Source organism: Streptomyces sp. (genome assembly GCF_050698815.1).
Classification (GTDB): Bacteria; Actinomycetota; Actinomycetes; order Streptomycetales; family Streptomycetaceae; genus Streptomyces.
This window is the reverse complement of record NZ_JBOHCV010000714.1, coordinates 1-18,304: the sequence shown is the minus strand read 5'-3', so window position 1 is coordinate 18,304 and position 18,304 is coordinate 1. Positions and strand designations below refer to the sequence as shown.

The 18,304-nt window shown below is 71.5% G+C and carries 19 protein-coding genes; 7 read left to right on the top strand and 12 right to left on the bottom strand.

Going from position 1 to position 18,304, the window contains the following annotated elements; translation table 11 throughout:
- Positions 1-977 (top strand): apolipoprotein N-acyltransferase (gene lnt / locus ACRDP3_RS25400; protein ID WP_431519329.1); only part of this gene is annotated, 977 nt, incomplete at its 5' end.
- Here lnt and ACRDP3_RS25395 read toward each other — a convergent pair.
- The 8 genes from ACRDP3_RS25395 to ACRDP3_RS25360 form a co-directional block, all read right to left on the bottom strand.
- Positions 949-1,854, bottom strand: coding sequence for a Gfo/Idh/MocA family protein (locus tag ACRDP3_RS25395; protein WP_431519328.1), 906 nt, complete (start codon positions 1,852-1,854; stop codon positions 949-951). The genes lnt and ACRDP3_RS25395 overlap by 29 nt on opposite strands.
- 35 nt (positions 1,855-1,889) lie before the next feature.
- The gene (locus ACRDP3_RS25390) at positions 1,890-2,366 is read right to left on the bottom strand and encodes a hypothetical protein (protein WP_431519327.1); all 477 of its coding nucleotides are present in this window, start codon (positions 2,364-2,366) and stop codon (positions 1,890-1,892) included.
- Between the two features lie 105 nt (positions 2,367-2,471).
- The gene (gene ung, locus ACRDP3_RS25385) at positions 2,472-3,158 is read right to left on the bottom strand and encodes a uracil-DNA glycosylase (RefSeq protein WP_431519330.1); all 687 of its coding nucleotides are present in this window, start codon (positions 3,156-3,158) and stop codon (positions 2,472-2,474) included.
- Between the two features lie 111 nt (positions 3,159-3,269).
- On the bottom strand, positions 3,270-4,859 hold the full coding sequence (locus ACRDP3_RS25380) for an ABC transporter substrate-binding protein (RefSeq protein WP_431519326.1): 1,590 nt from the start codon (positions 4,857-4,859) through the stop codon (positions 3,270-3,272).
- A gap of 324 nt (positions 4,860-5,183) precedes the next feature.
- On the bottom strand, positions 5,184-5,972 hold the full coding sequence (locus tag ACRDP3_RS25375; protein WP_431519325.1) for an SDR family oxidoreductase: 789 nt from the start codon (positions 5,970-5,972) through the stop codon (positions 5,184-5,186).
- Between the two features lie 17 nt (positions 5,973-5,989).
- On the bottom strand, positions 5,990-6,751 hold the full coding sequence (fabG, locus tag ACRDP3_RS25370) for a 3-oxoacyl-ACP reductase FabG (protein ID WP_431519324.1): 762 nt from the start codon (positions 6,749-6,751) through the stop codon (positions 5,990-5,992).
- Between the two features lie 111 nt (positions 6,752-6,862).
- Positions 6,863-7,261 (bottom strand): DUF3037 domain-containing protein, encoded by a 399-nt coding sequence (locus tag ACRDP3_RS25365; protein WP_431519323.1) that lies wholly within the window; start codon positions 7,259-7,261, stop codon positions 6,863-6,865.
- Positions 7,258-8,088, bottom strand: coding sequence for a HipA family kinase (locus ACRDP3_RS25360; RefSeq protein WP_431519322.1), 831 nt, complete (start codon positions 8,086-8,088; stop codon positions 7,258-7,260). The genes ACRDP3_RS25365 and ACRDP3_RS25360 overlap by 4 nt, the downstream gene beginning before the upstream one ends.
- A gap of 79 nt (positions 8,089-8,167) precedes the next feature.
- Between ACRDP3_RS25360 and ACRDP3_RS25355 the strand changes: the two genes are divergently transcribed.
- Positions 8,168-10,255, top strand: coding sequence for a prolyl oligopeptidase family serine peptidase (locus ACRDP3_RS25355; protein ID WP_431519321.1), 2,088 nt, complete (start codon positions 8,168-8,170; stop codon positions 10,253-10,255).
- A gap of 69 nt (positions 10,256-10,324) precedes the next feature.
- Positions 10,325-10,774 carry a Rieske (2Fe-2S) protein gene (locus ACRDP3_RS25350; RefSeq protein ID WP_431519320.1) on the top strand — a complete coding sequence of 150 codons (450 nt, stop codon included), beginning with the start codon at positions 10,325-10,327 and terminating at the stop codon, positions 10,772-10,774.
- A gap of 29 nt (positions 10,775-10,803) precedes the next feature.
- Here the strand turns inward: ACRDP3_RS25350 and ACRDP3_RS25345 are convergent, their stop codons facing one another.
- Complete coding sequence (locus ACRDP3_RS25345) at positions 10,804-11,718, bottom strand: LysR family transcriptional regulator (RefSeq protein ID WP_431519319.1); 915 nt, start codon at positions 11,716-11,718, stop codon at positions 10,804-10,806.
- Positions 11,719-11,791: 73 nt separating this feature from the next.
- Between ACRDP3_RS25345 and ACRDP3_RS25340 the strand changes: the two genes are divergently transcribed.
- The gene (locus tag ACRDP3_RS25340) at positions 11,792-12,775 is read left to right on the top strand and encodes a DMT family transporter (protein WP_431519318.1); all 984 of its coding nucleotides are present in this window, start codon (positions 11,792-11,794) and stop codon (positions 12,773-12,775) included.
- A gap of 4 nt (positions 12,776-12,779) precedes the next feature.
- On the opposite strand, the gene ACRDP3_RS25335 is transcribed toward ACRDP3_RS25340, so the two are convergent.
- On the bottom strand, positions 12,780-14,111 hold the full coding sequence (locus ACRDP3_RS25335; protein ID WP_431519317.1) for an aminotransferase class I/II-fold pyridoxal phosphate-dependent enzyme: 1,332 nt from the start codon (positions 14,109-14,111) through the stop codon (positions 12,780-12,782).
- Between the two features lie 47 nt (positions 14,112-14,158).
- On the opposite strand from ACRDP3_RS25335, the gene ACRDP3_RS25330 reads away from it, so the two are divergent.
- On the top strand, positions 14,159-14,824 hold the full coding sequence (locus ACRDP3_RS25330) for a pyridoxamine 5'-phosphate oxidase family protein (protein WP_431519316.1): 666 nt from the start codon (positions 14,159-14,161) through the stop codon (positions 14,822-14,824).
- Here the strand turns inward: ACRDP3_RS25330 and ACRDP3_RS25325 are convergent.
- Positions 14,806-15,822: an EamA family transporter gene (locus ACRDP3_RS25325; RefSeq protein ID WP_431519315.1), complete on the bottom strand. Its 1,017-nt coding sequence runs from the start codon at positions 15,820-15,822 to the stop codon at positions 14,806-14,808. The genes ACRDP3_RS25330 and ACRDP3_RS25325 overlap by 19 nt on opposite strands.
- Before the next feature lie 215 nt (positions 15,823-16,037).
- Here ACRDP3_RS25325 and ACRDP3_RS25320 point away from each other — a divergent pair, with 215 nt between their 5' ends.
- Complete coding sequence (locus tag ACRDP3_RS25320) at positions 16,038-16,715, top strand: DUF4232 domain-containing protein (protein ID WP_431519314.1); 678 nt, start codon at positions 16,038-16,040, stop codon at positions 16,713-16,715.
- 51 nt (positions 16,716-16,766) lie between these two features.
- Here the strand turns inward: ACRDP3_RS25320 and ACRDP3_RS25315 are convergent, their stop codons facing one another.
- Entirely contained in the window at positions 16,767-17,390 is a 624-nt protein-coding gene (locus tag ACRDP3_RS25315; protein ID WP_431519313.1) for a PadR family transcriptional regulator, read from the bottom strand.
- 157 nt (positions 17,391-17,547) lie between these two features.
- On the opposite strand from ACRDP3_RS25315, the gene ACRDP3_RS25310 reads away from it, so the two are divergent.
- Positions 17,548-18,304: PhzF family phenazine biosynthesis protein (locus ACRDP3_RS25310; RefSeq protein WP_431519312.1), on the top strand; the 757-nt coding region annotated here is incomplete at its 3' end.

The window sequence follows — 18,304 nt, the reverse complement described above, 5'->3', positions numbered from 1 at the left end:
CCCTTGCCGCGCTCGCCGCCGCAGCAGCCGCCGTGGCGGCGGCGTGGCTGTGGGCACCGGAGCCGGAGCCGGCGGGCAGGACACGGGTCGCCGTCGTCCAGCCCGGGGTCATCGTCGGCCAGCGCCCCCGCTTGGAGCGGAGTGAGGAGCTGACCCGCCGACTGGCCGGCGAGAAACCGGACCTGGTGGTGTGGGGCGAGAGCAGCGTCGGCTACGACCTGCGAGGCAACCCGGAGCTGCGGAAGCGGCTCGGTGCGCTCTCCGCCGAGGTCGGCGCGGAGATTCTGGTGAACGTGGACGCCCGGCGCTCGGACCGTCCGGGCATCTACAAGAGTTCGGTGCTGATCGGACCGGGCGGACCGACCGGGGACCGTTACGACAAGATGCGCCTGGTGCCGTTCGGGGAGTACGTTCCGGCCCGCTCGGTGCTCGGCTGGGCGACCTCGGTGGGCCGGGCGGCGGTCGAGGACCGGCAGCGCGGTGAGAGGCCGGTGGTGATGAAGGGGGCCGCTGTGCCCTTCGGACCGCTGGTGTGTTTCGAGACCGCCTTCCCCGACATGAGCCGCCATCTGGTGCGCGACGGCGCCCGGTTGCTGGTGGCGCAGTCCTCGACCTCGACCTTCCAGCACAGTTGGGCTCCGGAGCAGCACGGCACGCTGGCGGCGGTGCGGGCCGCCGAGACGGGGCGGCCGATGGTGCATGCCACGCTCACCGGGGAGAGCGCGGTGTACGGCCCGCGGGGCGAGATCGTCGGCGACCGGCTGAGCACCGGCCGCAGCACAGCGGCCGTCTACGACGTGCCGCTGGCCTCGGGCACGACCCTCTACCTGCGCCTGGGCGACTGGGTCGTGTACGGGGCGGTCGGCGGGCTCCTCCTCTTCGGCGCCGTGGCGGGCGCGGAGGCATCGCGGGGACGCCGTGGAGGGGGTGGGAACAGGCGGCCGACGGTCAGGAACGCTCCTCCCTCGCGGAACTGACGACCCGTTCGCACAGTTCGTGCGTCCGCAGGGCGTCCTGGGCGGAGAGCCGCTCCCCCGCGCGTACCGCGTCGAGGAAGGCGAGCACCATCTGCTCGATGCCGCGCTGCCGGGCCACGGGCACCCAGTCACCGCGGCGACGTCGGGTGGGCTGCCCCTTGTGGTCGATGATCTCGGCGATGTCGCGGACCTCGCGCTTGGTGTCCTGGCCCGAGACCTCCAGGATCTCTTCGGCGGAGCCGGACAGCCGGTTCATCGCGCCGATCGCCGTGAACCCGTCCCCGGAGAGCTGGAGGACGACGTGGTGCAGCAGCCCGCCGCGCACCCGGGTATGCACGTCGATGTGCTCGAGCGTGCCGGGGACGAGGAAACGCAGCGTGTCGACGACATGGATGAAGTCGTCGAAGATCATCCGGCGCGGCTCCTCGGGGAGACCGACGCGGTGCTTCTGCAGCAGGATCAGTTCCCTCGGGAGTTCGAGGCACTGGGCGTAGCCGGGCGCGTAGCGCCGGTTGAAGCCGACGGCGAGGCTCACGCGGCGGTCCTCTGCGAGGCGCACGAGGCGCTGGGCATCGGCGAGTTCGTAGCTGAGAGGCTTGTCGACGAAGGTGGGGACGCCCGCCTCCAGGAGCCGGGTGACGATCTCGGGGTGCGCGGCCGTGGGAGCGTGCACGAAGGCGGCGTCGGGGCTCACGGCGAGCAGCGTGCCCAGGTCTGTGTGCCGGTGCGCCGGGGGGATGCGGTGGGCGGCGGCCACGCTCTCGAGCGTGGCGGGCGTGCGGGTCACCAGGTGCGGTTCCAGGCCGGGCTGGGCGGCGAGCACCGGCAGATAAGCCTTCTGCGCGATGTCGCCGAGCCCGATCACGCCGATCTTCACGGGGACTCCTCGGTCCGGTGAGGTGCGCGCAGAGGTCATAGTGCGGTCAGCTGGATCTCCAGCCGCTCGACCGCGGCCCTGATCCCCGCGCCGTACTCGTCGTCGGCCAGCGACCCCAGCACACTCCTGGCTCGCCGGAGTTCCTGTCGTGCGGCGCTCGCCTCGCCGAGCTTGACGTGGTCCGCGGCGAGATTCAGGTAGAGCGAGGGATACAGGGCGCGCACCGCCACGGAATGCTCCCCCCACTCCACGTCCTCGCCGGTGAGCGCGTCGGCCGCCGCCAGCGCCCGCCGGTCCCACTCCAGCTCGGTGGCCGGGTCGTCCTGGGTGTCAGCCATGTAGTGCGCGATGGTACAGCGATGGAAGAGGTCGCCCTCCCCCGTCGCCTGGGACCACAGCAGTCCGAAGCGGTTGCGGGCCTCCTCACGGTCACCGGCGCGGTGGAGCATGATCGCCTGACCGATCCGAACCATGATCGCGTCCGGGGACGCCTCCTGCTGCGGCTCCACCACGGGACTCCTCCGCCCTGCTCACCCACGCATGCACCTGCGGAGAACGCGCGGTGTGTGCTGCTTGCTCCTGACCCAAAAGCTAGCCGCCGGCACTGACAATCGCGCTCAGGCGCTCGGACCGACGTCGGGGATGCGCCAGTCGATCGTGGTATGCCCGTGGGCGGCGACGGCCGCGTCGATCTGGCTGAAGGGGCGGGAGCCGAAGAACTTCTTCGCGGACAGGGGTGACGGATGGGCGCCTTGCACCACCGTGTGCCGTCCGGTGTCGATCAGCGGAAGCTTCTTCTTGGCGTAGTTGCCCCACAGCACGAAGACCGCCGGGTCGGGTCTCGCGGCCACGGCGCGGATCACGGCGTCCGTGAACGTCTCCCAGCCCTTGCCCTGGTGGGAGTTGGCCGCTCCGGCACGAACCGTCAGCACCGCGTTGAGCAGCAGCACGCCCTGCTCGGCCCAGTGCATCAGAAAACCGTTGTCCGGCACGGGGTGACCGATGTCCTCGCGCAACTCCTTGTAGATGTTGCGCAGGGACGGCGGAGTGCGGACCCCTGGCCGGACCGAGAAGCACAGACCGTGGCCCTGCCCCTCCCCGTGGTAGGGGTCCTGGCCGAGGATCAGCACCCTCACCCGCTCGTACGGGGTGGCCTGGAGGGCCGCGAAGACCTCAGCGCGCGGCGGGTAGACCGGACCGCACTCCCGCTCCCGTTCGATGAACTCGGCGAGGTCCTTGAAATACGGCTTCCCGGTCTCCTCGCCGAGGGCGCCCTGCCAGGACTCGGGCAGCGTGCCCAGCATGCCGTTCACTCACTTGCCTCCGGGGTGTGTGCGTCGATGGCCGGCACCGAACGTACCGGCGGCCACCGACATCCGCCGCGACGCACCCCGTCCCCCGGCCGCCCCTGCCGTCTACCAGCTGGACTTCTTGTGCAGCTCCCACAACCGCGGCAGCGTGGAGGGGTCCAGCAGCCACTCGACGCCGGCCAGGTCCTTGACCGAGGCGAGGTAGACCCTGCCCTGCCACAGCGGCAGCAGCCGGGCGTCCCTCGCCATGATCTTCTGCGCCTTGGTGAAGGAGCGGCTGGCGGCCGCGCGATTGCTCTCCTTACGGGATTTGGGCAGCAGGTCCTCGGTGATCTCAGGGTTGTTGTAGGGCGTACCGACCGCGTTGTTCTTGCCGACGAAGGGCGCGACGTAGTTGTCGGCGTCCGGGAAGTCGGGGAACCAGCCGCGGCCGAAGACCGGATACTCGCCCTTGCTGTAGCCCTCGACGAACTTGGACCAGGGGCGGCCCTTGATCGTGACCGAGAAGAGCCCCGACCGGTCCAGCTGACGCTTGATCTCCTGGAAGGTCTCCTTGGTCGTGGAGCCGTAGCGGTCCGTCGTGTACCAGAGGGTGAGCGGTACCTTCTTGTCGATACCCGCACCGGACAGGGTTTCCTGTGCCTTGCGCCTGCTCGGCTCCCCGTAGGCGTCGTAGAAGGCGCTGGTGTGGCCGGTGATGCCGCCGGGGACCATGGAGTAGAGCGGGTCGGCCGTACGCTTGTAGACGTTCCGCACCAGCGCCTTGCGGTCGATCAGCTCCGCGACCGCCCTGCGGACCGCGGGGTTGCCCGCCATCCGGTGCTTGGGGTTGAAGACGAGATAGCTGATCTCCGCGCCGAGAATCTCGCTCAGCTCGATTTCCTGCTCGCCGTTCGCCTGCGCCTTCTGGAAGCCGGTCACCTGAGTGGGGGTCAGACCGCGGAAGACCGCATCGAGCTTCTTGGCCTTGAGCGCCTTGACCATACGGGCGGAGTCCTGGAAGTAGTCGATGGTGACGACGTCGTTCCTGACCTTGGCCGGGCCGCGATAGCCCTCGTACTTGACCAGCTCGGCGTCCTTGCCCTCCCGGTAGGACTTCAGCTTGTACGGACCCGAGCCCACCAGCTTGTCGCCCTTGCGCAGCTTGCCGGCCGGGTAGCTCTCCGGATCCACCAGCGCGGTCGCGGGAGTGGCCAGGATGAAGGGGAAGGTGGCGTCGGACTTCTTGAGGTGGAAGACGACGGTCTTCTTGTCCGGCGTCTCCACCCGGTCGAGGCTGCCCAGCAGCCCGAGCGGACCCGACTTCGCCTTGATGGTCCGGATGCGGTCGACGGAGTGCTTCACGGCCGCGGCGTCCAGCGCGTTGCCGTTGGAGAACTTCAGTCCGTCCCGCAGCGTGCAGCGGTAGACGCGGCTGGCGGAGTCGGTGAATCCGCACTCCTTGGCGGCGTCCGGCTCGGGGGCGCTGCTGCTGCTGGGAAAGGCCATCAGGGTCTGGAAGACGTTCTTGTAGAGCTCCCAGGAGCCGTCCCAGGCCGCCGCCGGGTCCAGGACGCTGGGTTCACTGGTGGTGCCCACGACGATCGAGCGCTTTTCTTCGCCGTCGTCCCCGGACAGCGAACTGCACCCAGCGACCATGGATGTTGCTATCAATACGGCCGCTGCGATCCTCAAAGGTCCGTTCCGGTCGAACACCTACGCGCTCCTCAGTCGGCGGGGCCACTGCTGCTGATGCGGTTGCAAAAGGGAAAGCCCACCGGCCGGTCAATGCGTTGTTTGCGCTTCTCCCACGCCGCCGCACTGCACACGCCGACGCCATACGCGGACCCGCTGGCCGAGAGGCGAGAGTGACCTTACCTCAGCACCCGACCCCAGAACATGCACTGGTCAACCATTCATCCGTAGCCGAGCACGCACATGGCCGGGGAGTGAACAAGGTGATGACAGCGGGTGCCGGTCCGACGACGGACCGGCACCCGAATTGCCGCGAACACCCGTCGCGGGCGGAGCGGGAATTCCTTACTCCACACCCGCGTTCAGCGAGAGACCGCCGTCCACGACCAGGGTCTGGCCAGTGATCCAGGCCGCCTCGCCGGAGGTGAGGAAGGCGGCTGCGCCGCCGATGTCCTGCGGCGCGCCGAGCCGCCCCATGGGGTAGCGCGCCGCCGCCTCCTGTTCGCGTCCCTCGTACAGCGCCGCGGCGAATTTCGTCTTCACCACGGCCGGTGCGATGGCGTTGACCCGCACCCTGGGCGCGAACTCGTGCGCCAGCTGCTGGGTCAGATTGACCATCGCCGCCTTGCTCATGCCGTAGGCGGCGATGAAGGGCGAGGCGGAGACCCCGGCGATGGAGGCGATGTTGACGATCGCGCCTCCGTTGTCCCGCTGCCAGGCCGCCCAGGTCAGCTGCGCGAAGCCCAGAGCGGAGATCACGTTGGTCTCGAAGACCTTACGTGCGACGCCGAGGTCCAGCTCGGCGATGGGACCGAAGACGGGGTTCGTGCCGGCGTTGTTGACGAGATGGTCGATCCGTCCCCAGGTGTCCATGATCCGCTCGACGGCGGTCGCCCGGTGCTCCTCGTCATGGGCCTTGCCCGCGACGTACATCGCGCGGTCCGGACCGCCGAGGGTGTCCACGGCCTCCTTGAGGGCGTCCTCGTTGCGTCCGGTGATGCACACCCGGTGACCGCGCGCGACCAGGGCGTCGGCGACTCCGTAGCCGATCCCCCGGCTGCCGCCGGTGACGAGTGCGACCTCCGCGTCGCCGTACGATGCCGTGGTCCGCACGGACTCTTCCTGTCCTGCCATGTTCGGTACCTCTCCCGTCAGTTGAGCGGACCGCCGGCCACGTACATGACCTGGCCCGAGACGAAGCCCGCCTGCTCACCGCTGAAGAAGGCGATGGCGTTGGCGATGTCCTCGGGCCTGCCCACGCGCTGCACCGGGATCTGTGAGGCGGCGGCGGCCTGGAAGTCCTCGAAGCCCATGCCGACGCGCTCCGCGGTGGACGCCGTCATGTCGGTGACGATGAACCCGGGTGCGACAGCGTTGGCGGTGATGCCGAACTTGCCGAGTTCCTTGGCGAGCGTCTTGGTGAAACCCTGCAAGCCGGCCTTGGCCGCCGCGTAGTTGACCTGACCGCGGTTGCCGAGCGCGGAGGAGGAGGAAAGGTTCACGATCCGCCCGAAGCCCGCGTCGACCATGTGCTTCTGGCAGGCGCGGGACATCAGGAAGGCCCCCCGCAGGTGCACGTTCATGACGGTGTCCCAGTCCGAGTCACTCATCTTGAACAGCAGGTTGTCGCGGAGCACACCGGCGTTGTTGACCAGTACGGTCGGCGCCCCGAGCTCGTCGACGACCCGGGTGACCGCGGCTTCGACCTGCGCGGAGTCGGAGACGTCGCAGCCCACGGCGACGGCCTTGCCGCCCGCCTTGGTGATCTTCTCCACGGTCTCCCCGCAGGCCGCCTCGTCGAGGTCCAGGACGGCGACGGCGCGGCCCTCGGCCGCGAGCCGCACCGCGGTGGCAGCGCCGATGCCTCGGGCGGCACCGGTCACGATCGCGACGCGCTGGTCGGTGGTGGACATGCTGTTCTCTCCTCGCCGTGGATGTGGTGAGCAACCGCTTAGTACCTTGTGGCAGTCGTGACGCTATGAGTACCGGCACCCGCTGTCAACGGTTCCCCTGGGACATGAGATTCAGCGCACGAGCAGCTCCAGCAGGCGCTCGGCCTCCGCCTGCGGATCCGCCGTCAGCCCGGTGTGGACGGGCCCGGGCTGCAGGACGGTGCTGCGCGGTGCGACCAGCCAGCGGAACCGGCGGCCGGGTGCGTCGCCGGCCGCCTGCCCGGCCGCCTCCCCTCCGTCGCAGACGCCCTCGGCCGCGTGCAGAGCCGCACGTACGCCCGCCAGATCCACCTGCGGATCCAGCGCGCGCAGCCGCTCCTCGTCCAGATGGGTCCGGGCGACGACGAAGGACCGGGCGCGGCAGTACAGGACCACGCCGGCGTTCATCACCTCGCCCCGCTCCACGCGCGGCACGACGCGCAGCAGCGCGTACTCGAACAGCTCGCGCTTCGCGCCCACCTGGTCACTCACTTCTGCTCGCCTCCCTTCCGGCGCGGCCCCGCGGTCAGCCACCCCGGCGCCTGCGAGGGCCGGTCCCGGCTGCGCTCACCGAGGGTCACGCGCTCGTGGATCGTAGGCGCGCGGGCGGCCAGCGCCCGCACGTACGCGCCGCGCAGCGCGTCCGGTCCGTCGAACCCCGGCTCGTCGAGAAGCCACTCGTCGGGGACCTCGGCGACGCAGCCGGCGATCAGGTCGGCGGTCACCTGCGGCGCCAGCTCGGCCGCGGCGGCCGGCACATCGGGGGCGAAGGGGGCGAGCGCGTGGTCGGAGGCGTCGTAGGGCCTGCCCGCCGCGGCGTCCGCGGTCGGCCAGTTGTGGTGCCAGATCATGGTCGCACCGTGGTCGATGAGCCACAGATTCCCGTGCCACACCAGCATGTTGGGGTTGCGCCAGGACCGGTCGACGTTGCCCACCAGCGCGTCGAACCAGACGACCCGGCCCGCCTCCGCCGCGCTCACCCGGAACGCGAGCGGGTCGAAGCCCAGCGAACCCGGCAGGAAGTCCATGCCCAGATTGAGCCCGCCGCTCGCCTTCAGCAGTTCCTGGACCTCCTCGTCGGGCTCGCTCAGCCCGATCACCGGGTCGAGCTGGATCCCTGCCAGGCCGGGGACGCGCAGGCCGAGGTGCCGGGCCAGCAGGCCGCAGACGACCTCGGCCACCAACGTCTTGCGGCCCTGTCCCGCGCCGGTGAACTTCATGACGTACGTGCCCAGGTCGTCGGCCTCGACGATCCCGGGCAGCGAACCACCCTCCCGCAGCGGCGTGACATAGCGGGTCGCGGTGACTTCGGGAAGCATCCGCACAGGGTATCCGCGGCCGTGGGTACGACCCGGAAACCCGGCTGCCTCCCGGTCGGGTGAGTGGCATGGTTCCGGCATGACTCCAGCAGGCAACAGCTCCGCGTTTCTCGAGCAGTTCACCCGGACCCGGCGCTTCTCACTGGGCGCCGTCCGGCAGCTGACGATCTCCCCGGACGGCGCTCGGGTGCTGTTCCTGCGCACCGGCGGGGGCCGCGATCCGGCCGGCGGACTGTGGATATGGGAGCAGGGCGGCGAACGGCTGATGGCGGACCCGCGCGCGCTGGAGAAGGAGTCCACCACCCCGACGGAGGAGGAGCGGCTGCGCAGTGAGCGTGCCCGCGACCAGTCCACGGGCGTGACGGGCTACGCGGCGGACGACGCGGCGGAGCTGGCCGCCTTCACCCTCGGCGGTGCGCTGTGGGCGGTGCGCACGGCGGGCGGCGAACCGTTCCGGGTGCCTGTGGCCGGACCGGCCGTCGACCCGGGGCCCTCGCCGGACGGCCGGTTCATCGCGTACGTCACGGGTGGCGCCCTGCACGTCGTACGGCCGGACGGCGCTGGCGAGACACTGCTGGCCGCACCCGAAGGGCCCGAGGTGACGTACGGGCTCACCGACTACGTATCCGCCGAGGAGATCGGCCGCACCCGCGGGTACTGGTGGGCACCCGACAGCGGCGCGCTGCTGGTCGCCCGCGTGGACACCACCGCGGTACAGCGCCGCTATCTCAGCGATCCGTACAGTCCGGCACAGCCCCCGCGGGTGCTGCGCTATCCGCTGGCGGGCACGGCCAACGCCGACGTCTCGCTCCACCTGCTCCACCTCGACGGGCGCCGCACCGAAGTCGGCTGGGACCGGGCGGCGCTGGAGTACGTGGTGGACGCGGGCTGGGACGCGCACGGTCCGCTGGTCACCGTGCAGAGCCGCGATCAGCGCACCCTGCGCACCCTCGCCGCCGACCCCGCCGGCGCGACGCGGGTGCTGGCCGAGCAGCACGACGAGCGCTGGGTCGAACTCCTCCCGGGCGCGTACTGCCGCACCGCCTCCGGCGCGCTCGTGGCGCCGCAGGAGAGCGACGGCACCCGGCGGCTGCGGGTGGGCGATGACGTCGTGACCCCACCGGGGCTGCAGGTGCTGGAGGTGCTGGGCACCGAAGGGGAGACGGTGCTCTTCCGCGCGAGCGAGGAACCCACCGAGAGGCATCTGTGGGCCTACTCCGCCGTCACCGGCTGCATAAGGATCAGCGACCGTCCGGGAGTGCACTCGGGGGCCGTCCGCGGTGGCACCGTCGTGCTCGACAGCCTGACCCCGGACGGGCAGCGGGTGACCGTGCTGCGCGAGGGCAAGCGGGCGGGCGAGATCACCTCGCTCGTGGAGGAACCGTCGCTGCTCCCACGGCCGTTGTTCCTGGCCCTGGGCGACCGGCAGCTGCGCACCGCGCTGTTCCTGCCGTCCTGGTACGAACCCGGGGCACCGGATGCCCGGCCGCTGCCGGTGCTGCTGGACCCGTACAGCGGGCCGGGGATGCAGCTGGTGCTGCGGACGCGAAGCTGGCACGCCTGCGTCTCCCAGTGGTTCGCGGACCAGGGGTACGCGGTGCTGGTCACCGACGGGCGGGGCACACCCGGGCGGGGCCCGGCATGGGAGAAGGCGATCTGGGGGGACCAGTTCACGCCGGTGCTGGAGGACCAGATCGACGCGCTGCGTACGGCGGCCGCGACGCGTCCGTACCTGGATCTGAGCCGGGTGGGCATCCGCGGCTGGTCCTTCAGCGGCTCCCTGGCGGTGGCGGCCGTGCTGCGCCATCCGGACATCTTCCACGCCGCCGTGGCGGGGGCGCCGGCCGTCGATCCACGGCTCTACGACACCCACTGGAAGGAACGGTATCTGGGGCATCCCGACAAGCACCCGGAGCACTACGACCGGTGCTCGCTGACCCTGGACGCGCACCTGCTGCGCCGCCCGCTGCTCCTGGTGCACGGCACGGCCGACGACAACGTGGCATTCGCACACACTCTGCGGCTGTCGGCGGCGCTGCTCGCCGCCGGCCGGGAGCACACCGTGCTGCCGCTGTCCGGGGAGTCGCACATGGTAAGAGACGAGCTGACGGCCCAGCGGCAGTTGACCGCTCAATGTGCGTTCCTTGACAAAGCCCTCCGCGATTGAACGCCGGCTGGGCAGGATCCGTTGAGCAGTGCAAAGGCGTGCATTCCTTCGACAGATGAGGAAGGTCCCATGACCGCATCCACCACCCGCAGGTCCGTGATCGCCGCCGCGGGCGCGGCCGGAGCCGCCGTCACTCTCGCCGCCTGCGGCTCCGACGGCGGCAGCGGCGACGCCGGCGGTGACAGCGACGACACCGGCGAGGCCAAGGAGGGCGGCGGTGGCGCCGCGAACGGCGAGCTCGGCAAGGCCGCCGACATCCCGGAGGGCGGCGGCAAGATCTTCAAGGAGCAGAAGGTCGTCGTCACCCGGCCGAGCGGCACCGAGTACAAGGCGTTCTCGGCGACGTGCACGCACAAGGGGTGCCTGGTGACCGAGGTCGCCGACGGCACCATCAACTGTGCGTGCCACGGCAGCAAGTTCGACGTCAACGACGGCAGCGTCACCACCGGGCCCGCGACGCGCGGGCTGCCGCTCGCGAAGGTCACCGTCAAGGGCGGCACCATCACGCTGGCCGACTGACAAGGCGGCCGGCAGCCTCGGGGCCACTCCTAGGGCGGCGTGGCCCCGACGTTGCCGGCCGCCTTCTCCAGTGCCGCCACCGCCGCCCGGATGGACGGCCGGCGATCGGCGTCCTGACGCCAGATCGCGTGGATGTGACGTCGCAGGGTGTGGTGTACGGGCACGACCGCCACCCCCCGCGGCAGCGGCCCGCGGCCCAGCCGCGGCGCGACCGCGACACCGAGCCCGGCGGCGACCAGGGCGAGCTGTGTGCTGTGTTCCTCCGCCCGGTGGGAGAGGCGTGGCTCGATTCCCTCCCCGCGCAGCGTGGTCATCAGCCACTCGTGACAGAACTCCCCGTCCGGCCAGGAGACCCACTCCTCCTCGGCGAACTCCCGCAGCTCGACCCGGCGCCGGTCCGCGAGCGGATGACCGGCGGGCATCGCGAGGTCGGTGGGGTCCTCCAGCAGCGCCGCCTTGCACAGGCCGCTGGGCAGCGAGAGCGGCCGGTTGTGCCAGTCCAGGACGACGGCCATGTCGATGTCACCGCGCAGCAGGCGCGGCACGGCCGATTCGGCCTCCATCTCCGTGAGCCGCGGATGGAGTTGAGGGTGTTCCTCACGGAGCATCGTGAGAGCGGCCGGGAGGAGACCGCGGGCGGCGGTGGGGAACGCACCGAGCAGCAGCTCGCCGACCGCCTGCCCGCGGTGCGCCTCCAGATCGGCCTGAGCCACCTCCAGCAGGGACAGGACCCGCTCGGCGTGCCCGGCCAGCAGCCGCCCGGCATCGGTGAGCCGCACACCCCGGCCGTTTCTGGCGAGCAGCTGCTGCCCGGTCTCCCGCTCCAGCTTGGCCATCTGCTGGGAGATCGCGGACGTGGTGACGTACAGGGCGTCGGCGGCGCCGCCCACCGTGCCGTGCACGGAGATCTCGTGCAGTACGCGCAGCCTCTCCAAGTTGAACATGTAAGTGATGCTACGCCTTTGAGTCCACAGATAATCGCTTGTGCTAAAAAATGAGCGGCGGGATCGTGGGCGCATGACCGCATCCACCCGCTCCCGCGACGGCGCGCCTGCGACCACACCGAGCTCATCCGAACCCCCGGGGAGACCGCCCGCGCCGGCAGTCGCGCACCGGCTCGACTGGCGGCTGCGCTTCGCCGTCCTGGCGCTGGTGTGGGGCTTCAGTTTTCTGCTCATCAAGGTCGGCACCCAGGCCTACGCGCCGTTGCAGGTGACGCTCGGCCGGATGGTCTTCGGCGCGGCTGTGCTGCTGGCGGTGCTCGCCGTGAAGCGTGAGCGGCTGCCGCGGGGCGCTCGCCTGTGGGGACATCTGGCGGTCTCCGCCCTCTTCCTGAACGCCCTGCCGTTCTCGCTCTTCGCGTACGCGGAACGCACCATCTCCTCCGGCCTCGCCGGCATCTGCAACGCCACCACACCCCTGTTCGGGATGGCGCTCTCGATGGCCGCCCTCTCGGCGGACCGCCCGACGCGCCACCGGATCGCGGGTCTGGCCGTCGGCTTCGCCGGTGTGCTGGTGGTGCTCGGCGCGTGGCGGGGCTTCTCGGGCCAGGACCCGGCGGGTACGGCCATGGCGCTTGCCGCTGCCGCCAGTTACGCGGTCGGCTGGCTCTACGTACGCCGCACCCTGGCCGACAGCCCGCACTCGAGCCTGTCGATGTCAGGTGGTCAGCTGCTCCTCGGCGCGGTCCAACTGGCCGTGGTGACAGCACTGTTCACCTCGGTGCCGGCACGGTTCCCGGCCGTGCCGATGCTGGCGGTGCTGGCACTGGGCGCGCTGGGCACCGGGCTGGCCTTCCTCATCCAGTACGGGCTCGTGGCCGAGGTCGGCCCGACGACCGCGCAGATGGTCACCTACTTCATCCCCGTCATCGCGACCGTGGCGGGCGTCATGGTGCTGGGTGAGCAGCTCAGCTGGAACACCCCGGCCGGCGCCGCCGTCATCCTGCTGGGAGCCGCGCTCACCCAGCGCAGAGCCCGGCCGCGGCCCGCGGAGTCGTGAGCCGTCACTCGTAGCGTCGCGCCTCGCCCGGGCGGAGCGCGGCGGCGACGGCATCGGCAAGCTGTGCGACGGTGTCCGCGGTGAGCCGGGATACGGTCAGCCGCACGCCGGGGGGCGACGCCAGCCGGAAGCGGGCCCCGGGGGCCACCGCCCAGCCGGCCTGCAGCAGCCGCGCGACGGCCCCCGTCTCGTCCGGGACGGGCACCCAGACATTCATGCCGCTGCGCCCGTGTGCCGGTACGCCGCGTGCGGCCAGCGCCCGTACGAGCGCGTCCCTGCGCTGCCCGTACGCGCGGGCCACCGCATGGGCGTCGACAGCCCGTGTCTCCCACAGGTGCAGCACGGCGTCCTGCAGCAGATGGCTGACCCAGCCGGGGCCGAGCAGCTGCCGTCCGCGCACGCGGTCGACGGTGACCGGGTCGCCGGTGAGCACGGCCAGCCGCAGATCCGGCCCGTACGCCTTGGAGGTGGACCGCACCAGCACCCAGTGGTCCGTGGTGCCCGCGAGCGGGTGCAGTGGCTCCTCGACGATGCCGTGTCCGTGGTCGTCCTCGATGAGCAGCGTGTGCGGATGACGGGTGAGCACCTCGCGGAGCGCGCGGGCGCGGCCGGCGGTGACCACCGCTCCGGTCGGGTTCTGCGCGCGGTCGGTCACGATCAGGGCGCGGGCCCCGGCCCGCAGGGCTGCCGCCACGTCGCCCGGGAGGGGGCCGTCGTCGTCCAGGGCGACGGGCACGACGCGCAGCCCCAGGGCGGGGACAAGGTCCAGCAGGCTGCCCCAGCCGGGGTCTTCGACGGCGACGGCGTCGCCCGGGCGCAGCCGTGCCACCAGCACCCGTTCGATGGCGTCGAGGGAGCCGGAGGTGACCGCGACCGGCCCGTCGGGCACACCGTCCGCGTCCAGCGCGGCCCTCGCGGCGCGGGCGAGACCGTCATCGACCGCCGGGTCCCCGTAGAGCATGCTGCGGCGGGCGGCCCGGGTGGCGGCAGCCGTCAGCGCCTCGCGCAACGGCGGCAGCAGAGCCACATCGGGATTGCCCTGCGAGATGTCGGTGCCCCCGGCCGACGGCCGCACGCCGATGGCCTCGCGCGAGGTGGTGGCGGGCCGCGCCCGCACCCGGCTGCCACGACGCCCGGCCGTCTCGATCACTCCGCGCTCCCGCAGGCTGCGGTAGGCCGCGGCGACGGTGTTCGCGTTGACACCCAGCTCAGTCGCCAGCTGCCGCATCGGCGGCAGCAGCCGGCCGGGCGCGAGCCGGCCCGAGCCCACACCCCGTTCCACGCTCGCGGCGATCTCCGCTGCGCGGCGGCCTTCGATCCGGTATTCTCCTAGCACAAAGTAAATTATGCACTAGCGCAAAACTGTACGCAAGGGAGAGCACCTTGTCAGCCACCGCCGACAGCTACGCCCGGACCGGGCGCAGCACCCCGACCCGGCACCGCGAACGCGCCTCCTACGACCGCGAGGTGGTGCACGCGATACTCGATGAGGGCTTTCTGTGCCATCTCGGGTTCGTGCGCGACGGCGCGCCGGTCGTCCTGCCCACCCTGTACGTCCGGATGGGCGAGCGGATCTATCTGCACGGCTCCACCGGCTCCCGGCCACTGCGGGAAGCGGGCCAGGACGAGCGGGGACTGCCGGTCTGCCTCACCGTCACCCACCTCGACGGCCTGGTACTCGCCCGGTCGGCTTTCCACCACTCCCTCAACTACCGCTCCGTGGTCGTCCACGGAGCCGCCTGCCAGGTCACCTCCGAGGAGGAACTCACCGCCGCCGTCGACGCCCTGGTCGACAACGTCGTGCCGGGCCGGGCGGCCGATTCGCGCCCGGCCGACGCCAAGGAGCTGGCCGCCACCGCAGTGCTCCGGATCGACCTGGCCGAGGTCTCCGCCAAGGTGCGCAGCGGCGGACCGAACGACGACGCGGGGGACCTCGACCTCCCGTACTGGAGCGGCGTCGTTCCCGTCTCCCCCGCCTACGGAATCCCCGTGCCGGCCGAGGACCTGTCGCCGGACATCGCCCTGCCCGGCTACCTCGCGGCCCGCTGAGCGGCGTCGTCCGGGGACTCGAGGTGCGCTCCCCCGGAGGCGACCGGTGCCTCCGGGGCCTCCTTCGGCGCTGAGCTCTGCGCGATGAATGCGCCCAGCAGCACGATCACACCGCCCACGAGCTGCACGGCCGCCAGGTGTTCACCGAGCAGCACCCAGGCGAGCACGGTGGCGATGACCGCCTCCAGACAGGCGACCACTCCGGCGACCTGAGGGGAGAGCCTGCGCACCGAGACAACCCCGGTGAGGTACGCGGCGACCGTCGCGATCAGCACGATCCAGCCGAGCAGCAGGACGCCGGGCACCGGTGTGCCGTCCATGGACACCTGACCGCCCAGCACCCGCCAGTCCATGTCCCAGGGCCGGGCGAGCACGGTGAGCACGAGTGCGCCGGTCAGCAGCCCGTAGGCGATCACACCCATCGGGTCGGCAGCCGGCCTGCCGTCCGAGGCGTCGCTGCCGTGGTCGGACAGGACGAAGTAACCGACCTGACAGCAGGCCGCACCCAGCGCGAACAGCAGGCCGACGGCGTCCAGGGTCACCCCTGACCACACCTGGACCACGCAGGCCAGCCCCCCGACCGCGAGAACGACTCCGGCGGCCGCCGCCCGGGTCACCGGCCGGCGCTGGACGAACCGCACCCAGCCCAGCACCAGGGCAGGTGCCAGGTACTCGATGAGAAGGGCGACGCCGACGGGGATGCGGGAAAGCGCCGCGAAGTAGCACGCCTGTACGCCCGCGACGGCCAGCAGTCCGAATCCCACGAGCAGTCCGGGGCGTTCCCGCAGCAGCCGGCGATGGCGCCAGGCCAGCGGCAACATGACGAGCGCGGCACCCGCCACCCGCAGCCAGGTGACGTGCAGAGGCTGCAGGCCCGCCTCGATCAGCGGCTTGGCCGCGGGACCCGAACCGCCGAAGGCGAAGGCCGAGACGAGAGCGAGGGTCAGTCCGAGCTGCCGGCCTCCGGCGGACACGGTCGGCTGCGTGGTGGCGTGCATCCGCACATCATGTCAAGCACCGACAGGAGTGTCACCCTGTTCACCCCTGACAATCGGTCGCACGGAAGGGCCCGCCCATCGCCCTCGCGCGGTCCGCTCCGTCCGAACCGGGCCGTCTGGCAGGGGACTTCACCCCCGCGACGCGGGAACCGGTGCACAGGCACGCGACGTCTCATCACACAGCAGCCCCCATACGGCAGCAAGGGGAGACCTCCATGGCCACGCACCATGCACGCTCCGTTCTCGCCGCTCTCGCCATCGGCGCCGCGCTGACCGCCACCGGCTGCACCGCCGGATCAGAAGCCCCGTCCGGGACCGCCGCACCCGCGGAACGGGAGGCGAACTCCGACGCGGCCAGCTATCCGGACGCCGCGGAGACGCCTGCGAAGACCGAAGGCGTCGTCCCGCAGGCCCCCGAGGCGCAGAGCACGGAAGGCAACCCGGATACCGGGAAGGCGCGTTCGCCGTGGTGCACGACCGAGGCGCTGTCGGCGTCCCTGCGCTCCGGGCAACCCGCCGCGGGCAGCCGCTACGCCGGCCTCGTCCTCCGCAACTCCTCGGACACCACCTGCCGTACGCAGGGCTATCCCGGCATCCAGCTCACCCGCAAGAACGGCGAGCCGATCCGGACCAAGGCCGTAAGGGACCACTCGCGGGCACCGCAGCCGCTCACCCTCGCACCGGGCGACCGCGTCTCGGCCCGGCTGCGCTGGACGGTCGTGCCGAGTGAGGGCGACCCCGCCGACGGCCGCTGCCCGAATCCGGCAGCCCTCCGGGTGATTCCGCCCGACCAGCGCGCCGCCGACACCACGACGTGGCGCCTGGGCCCGGTGTGCGGCACCGGCAAGGTGCGGGTCCTGCCGCTCCAGGCGGGCACCGGCGGCACGCGCTGACCTCACGGACCTGGCCTTCGCCCGCGGTCCGGGACGGGCCTGGAGGGCGGCTCAGGCCTCCTCGTCCTCCTCGGCGAGGATCAGATAGAGCTTCTTTCGGGCGTCGTTGACCACTCCCAGCGCCTTGTCCCGCTGCTCCGGTGTGCCGGTCCACCAGACCTGCTGGAAGGCGCCGACCAGGGCGCCACCGGCCTTGCGCACCTCGTTCATGGCATCCCAGTCGACGCCGCGGCCGGCTTCCTCCCAGGGAGCGTCGGGGCCGTCATCGGCCTCGCCGCGGCCCGTGCCGGTGAGGGAGAACAGCTTCTTGCCGCCCTCGCTCGCGCTGCTGATCAGGCCCTCGTCCTCGAGGAGTTGGAGCGTCGGGTACACCGACCCGGGACTCGGCTTCCAGGCACCACTGCTGCGCTCGGCGATCTCCTGGATCATTTCGTAGCCGTGCATCGGACGGTCCTTGAGCAGTGCCAGGATCGACGCCCGCACGTCGCCCCGCCGTGCCCGCCCCCGGGGACCGCCGCGTCCGCGTCCCCGGCTGCCGAACGGGGGCCCGTCGCCGAACGGGGGTCCGAAAGCCCCGAACGCCCGGCGCTCCGAGGGGCCGTACCCCCAGGGTCCGCAGTGCCCACGCCCGCGACCGCGCTCGCGGCCACCGTATTCCTGATCTTCCTTACCCATTGTCGCTGTTCCTTCCGTGATCTGTCTCCGAACTTCTTCGACTAGTCGCGATGCGTCAACGATATATCGGTAAAAGCTTTCCGGCAACCCCGTCCCGGTCCACATCCGCTTGATTGGCCGTCGCCCGCGTCTCCGACAGGCGCCTACGGTCCCGGTCATGAGGATTCGCACCGCTGACGCCTTCACCGATCGCCCGTACTCGGGCAATCCGGCCGCTGTCGTGCTCCTGGACGAGGGGCCCTTCCCGGCCGACGAGCGCCTCCAGCGACTGGCCCTCGAGATGAACCTCGCGGAGACCGCCTACGCCCATCCGGTGCCCGACGACCACGAGGCCGACTGGGCGCTGCGCTGGTTCACCCCGGTCGCCGAGGTCGACCTGTGCGGACATGCCACCCTGGCGACCGCGCACCTCCTGCACAGCGACGGCGTCTCGGGCACCATCCGCTTCCGCACCCGCAGCGGCGTCCTCACCGCGAGCACCGGTCCCGGCGGGGAGATCACGCTGGACTTCCCCACCGCGCGGGTCGCCGAGACCGCGCCACCGGCCGAGCTGGCCACCGCACTCGGTGCGGAACCGGTCGCCGCACACGACACCGGACCGCTCGGCGATCTGCTCGTCGAAATGGCCGATGAGGGGAGCGTACGGGCGCTGACTCCCGACCTTCCGGCGCTGAGCCGACTCCCCTACCGCGGCGTCATCGTCACGGCGCGCGCCGACGACGCGACGGGCGCCGGCGACGCGACGGGCGCCGGCTACGACTACGTCTCACGGATGTTCGCGCCCTCCGTCGGCATCCCCGAGGACCCGGTCACCGGCAGCGCCCATACCGCCCTGGCCCCGCTGTGGTCCGGACGGCTGGGCCGCGAGACGCTGACCGGGCTGCAGTGCTCCGCGCGTACGGGCCGGGTCCGCA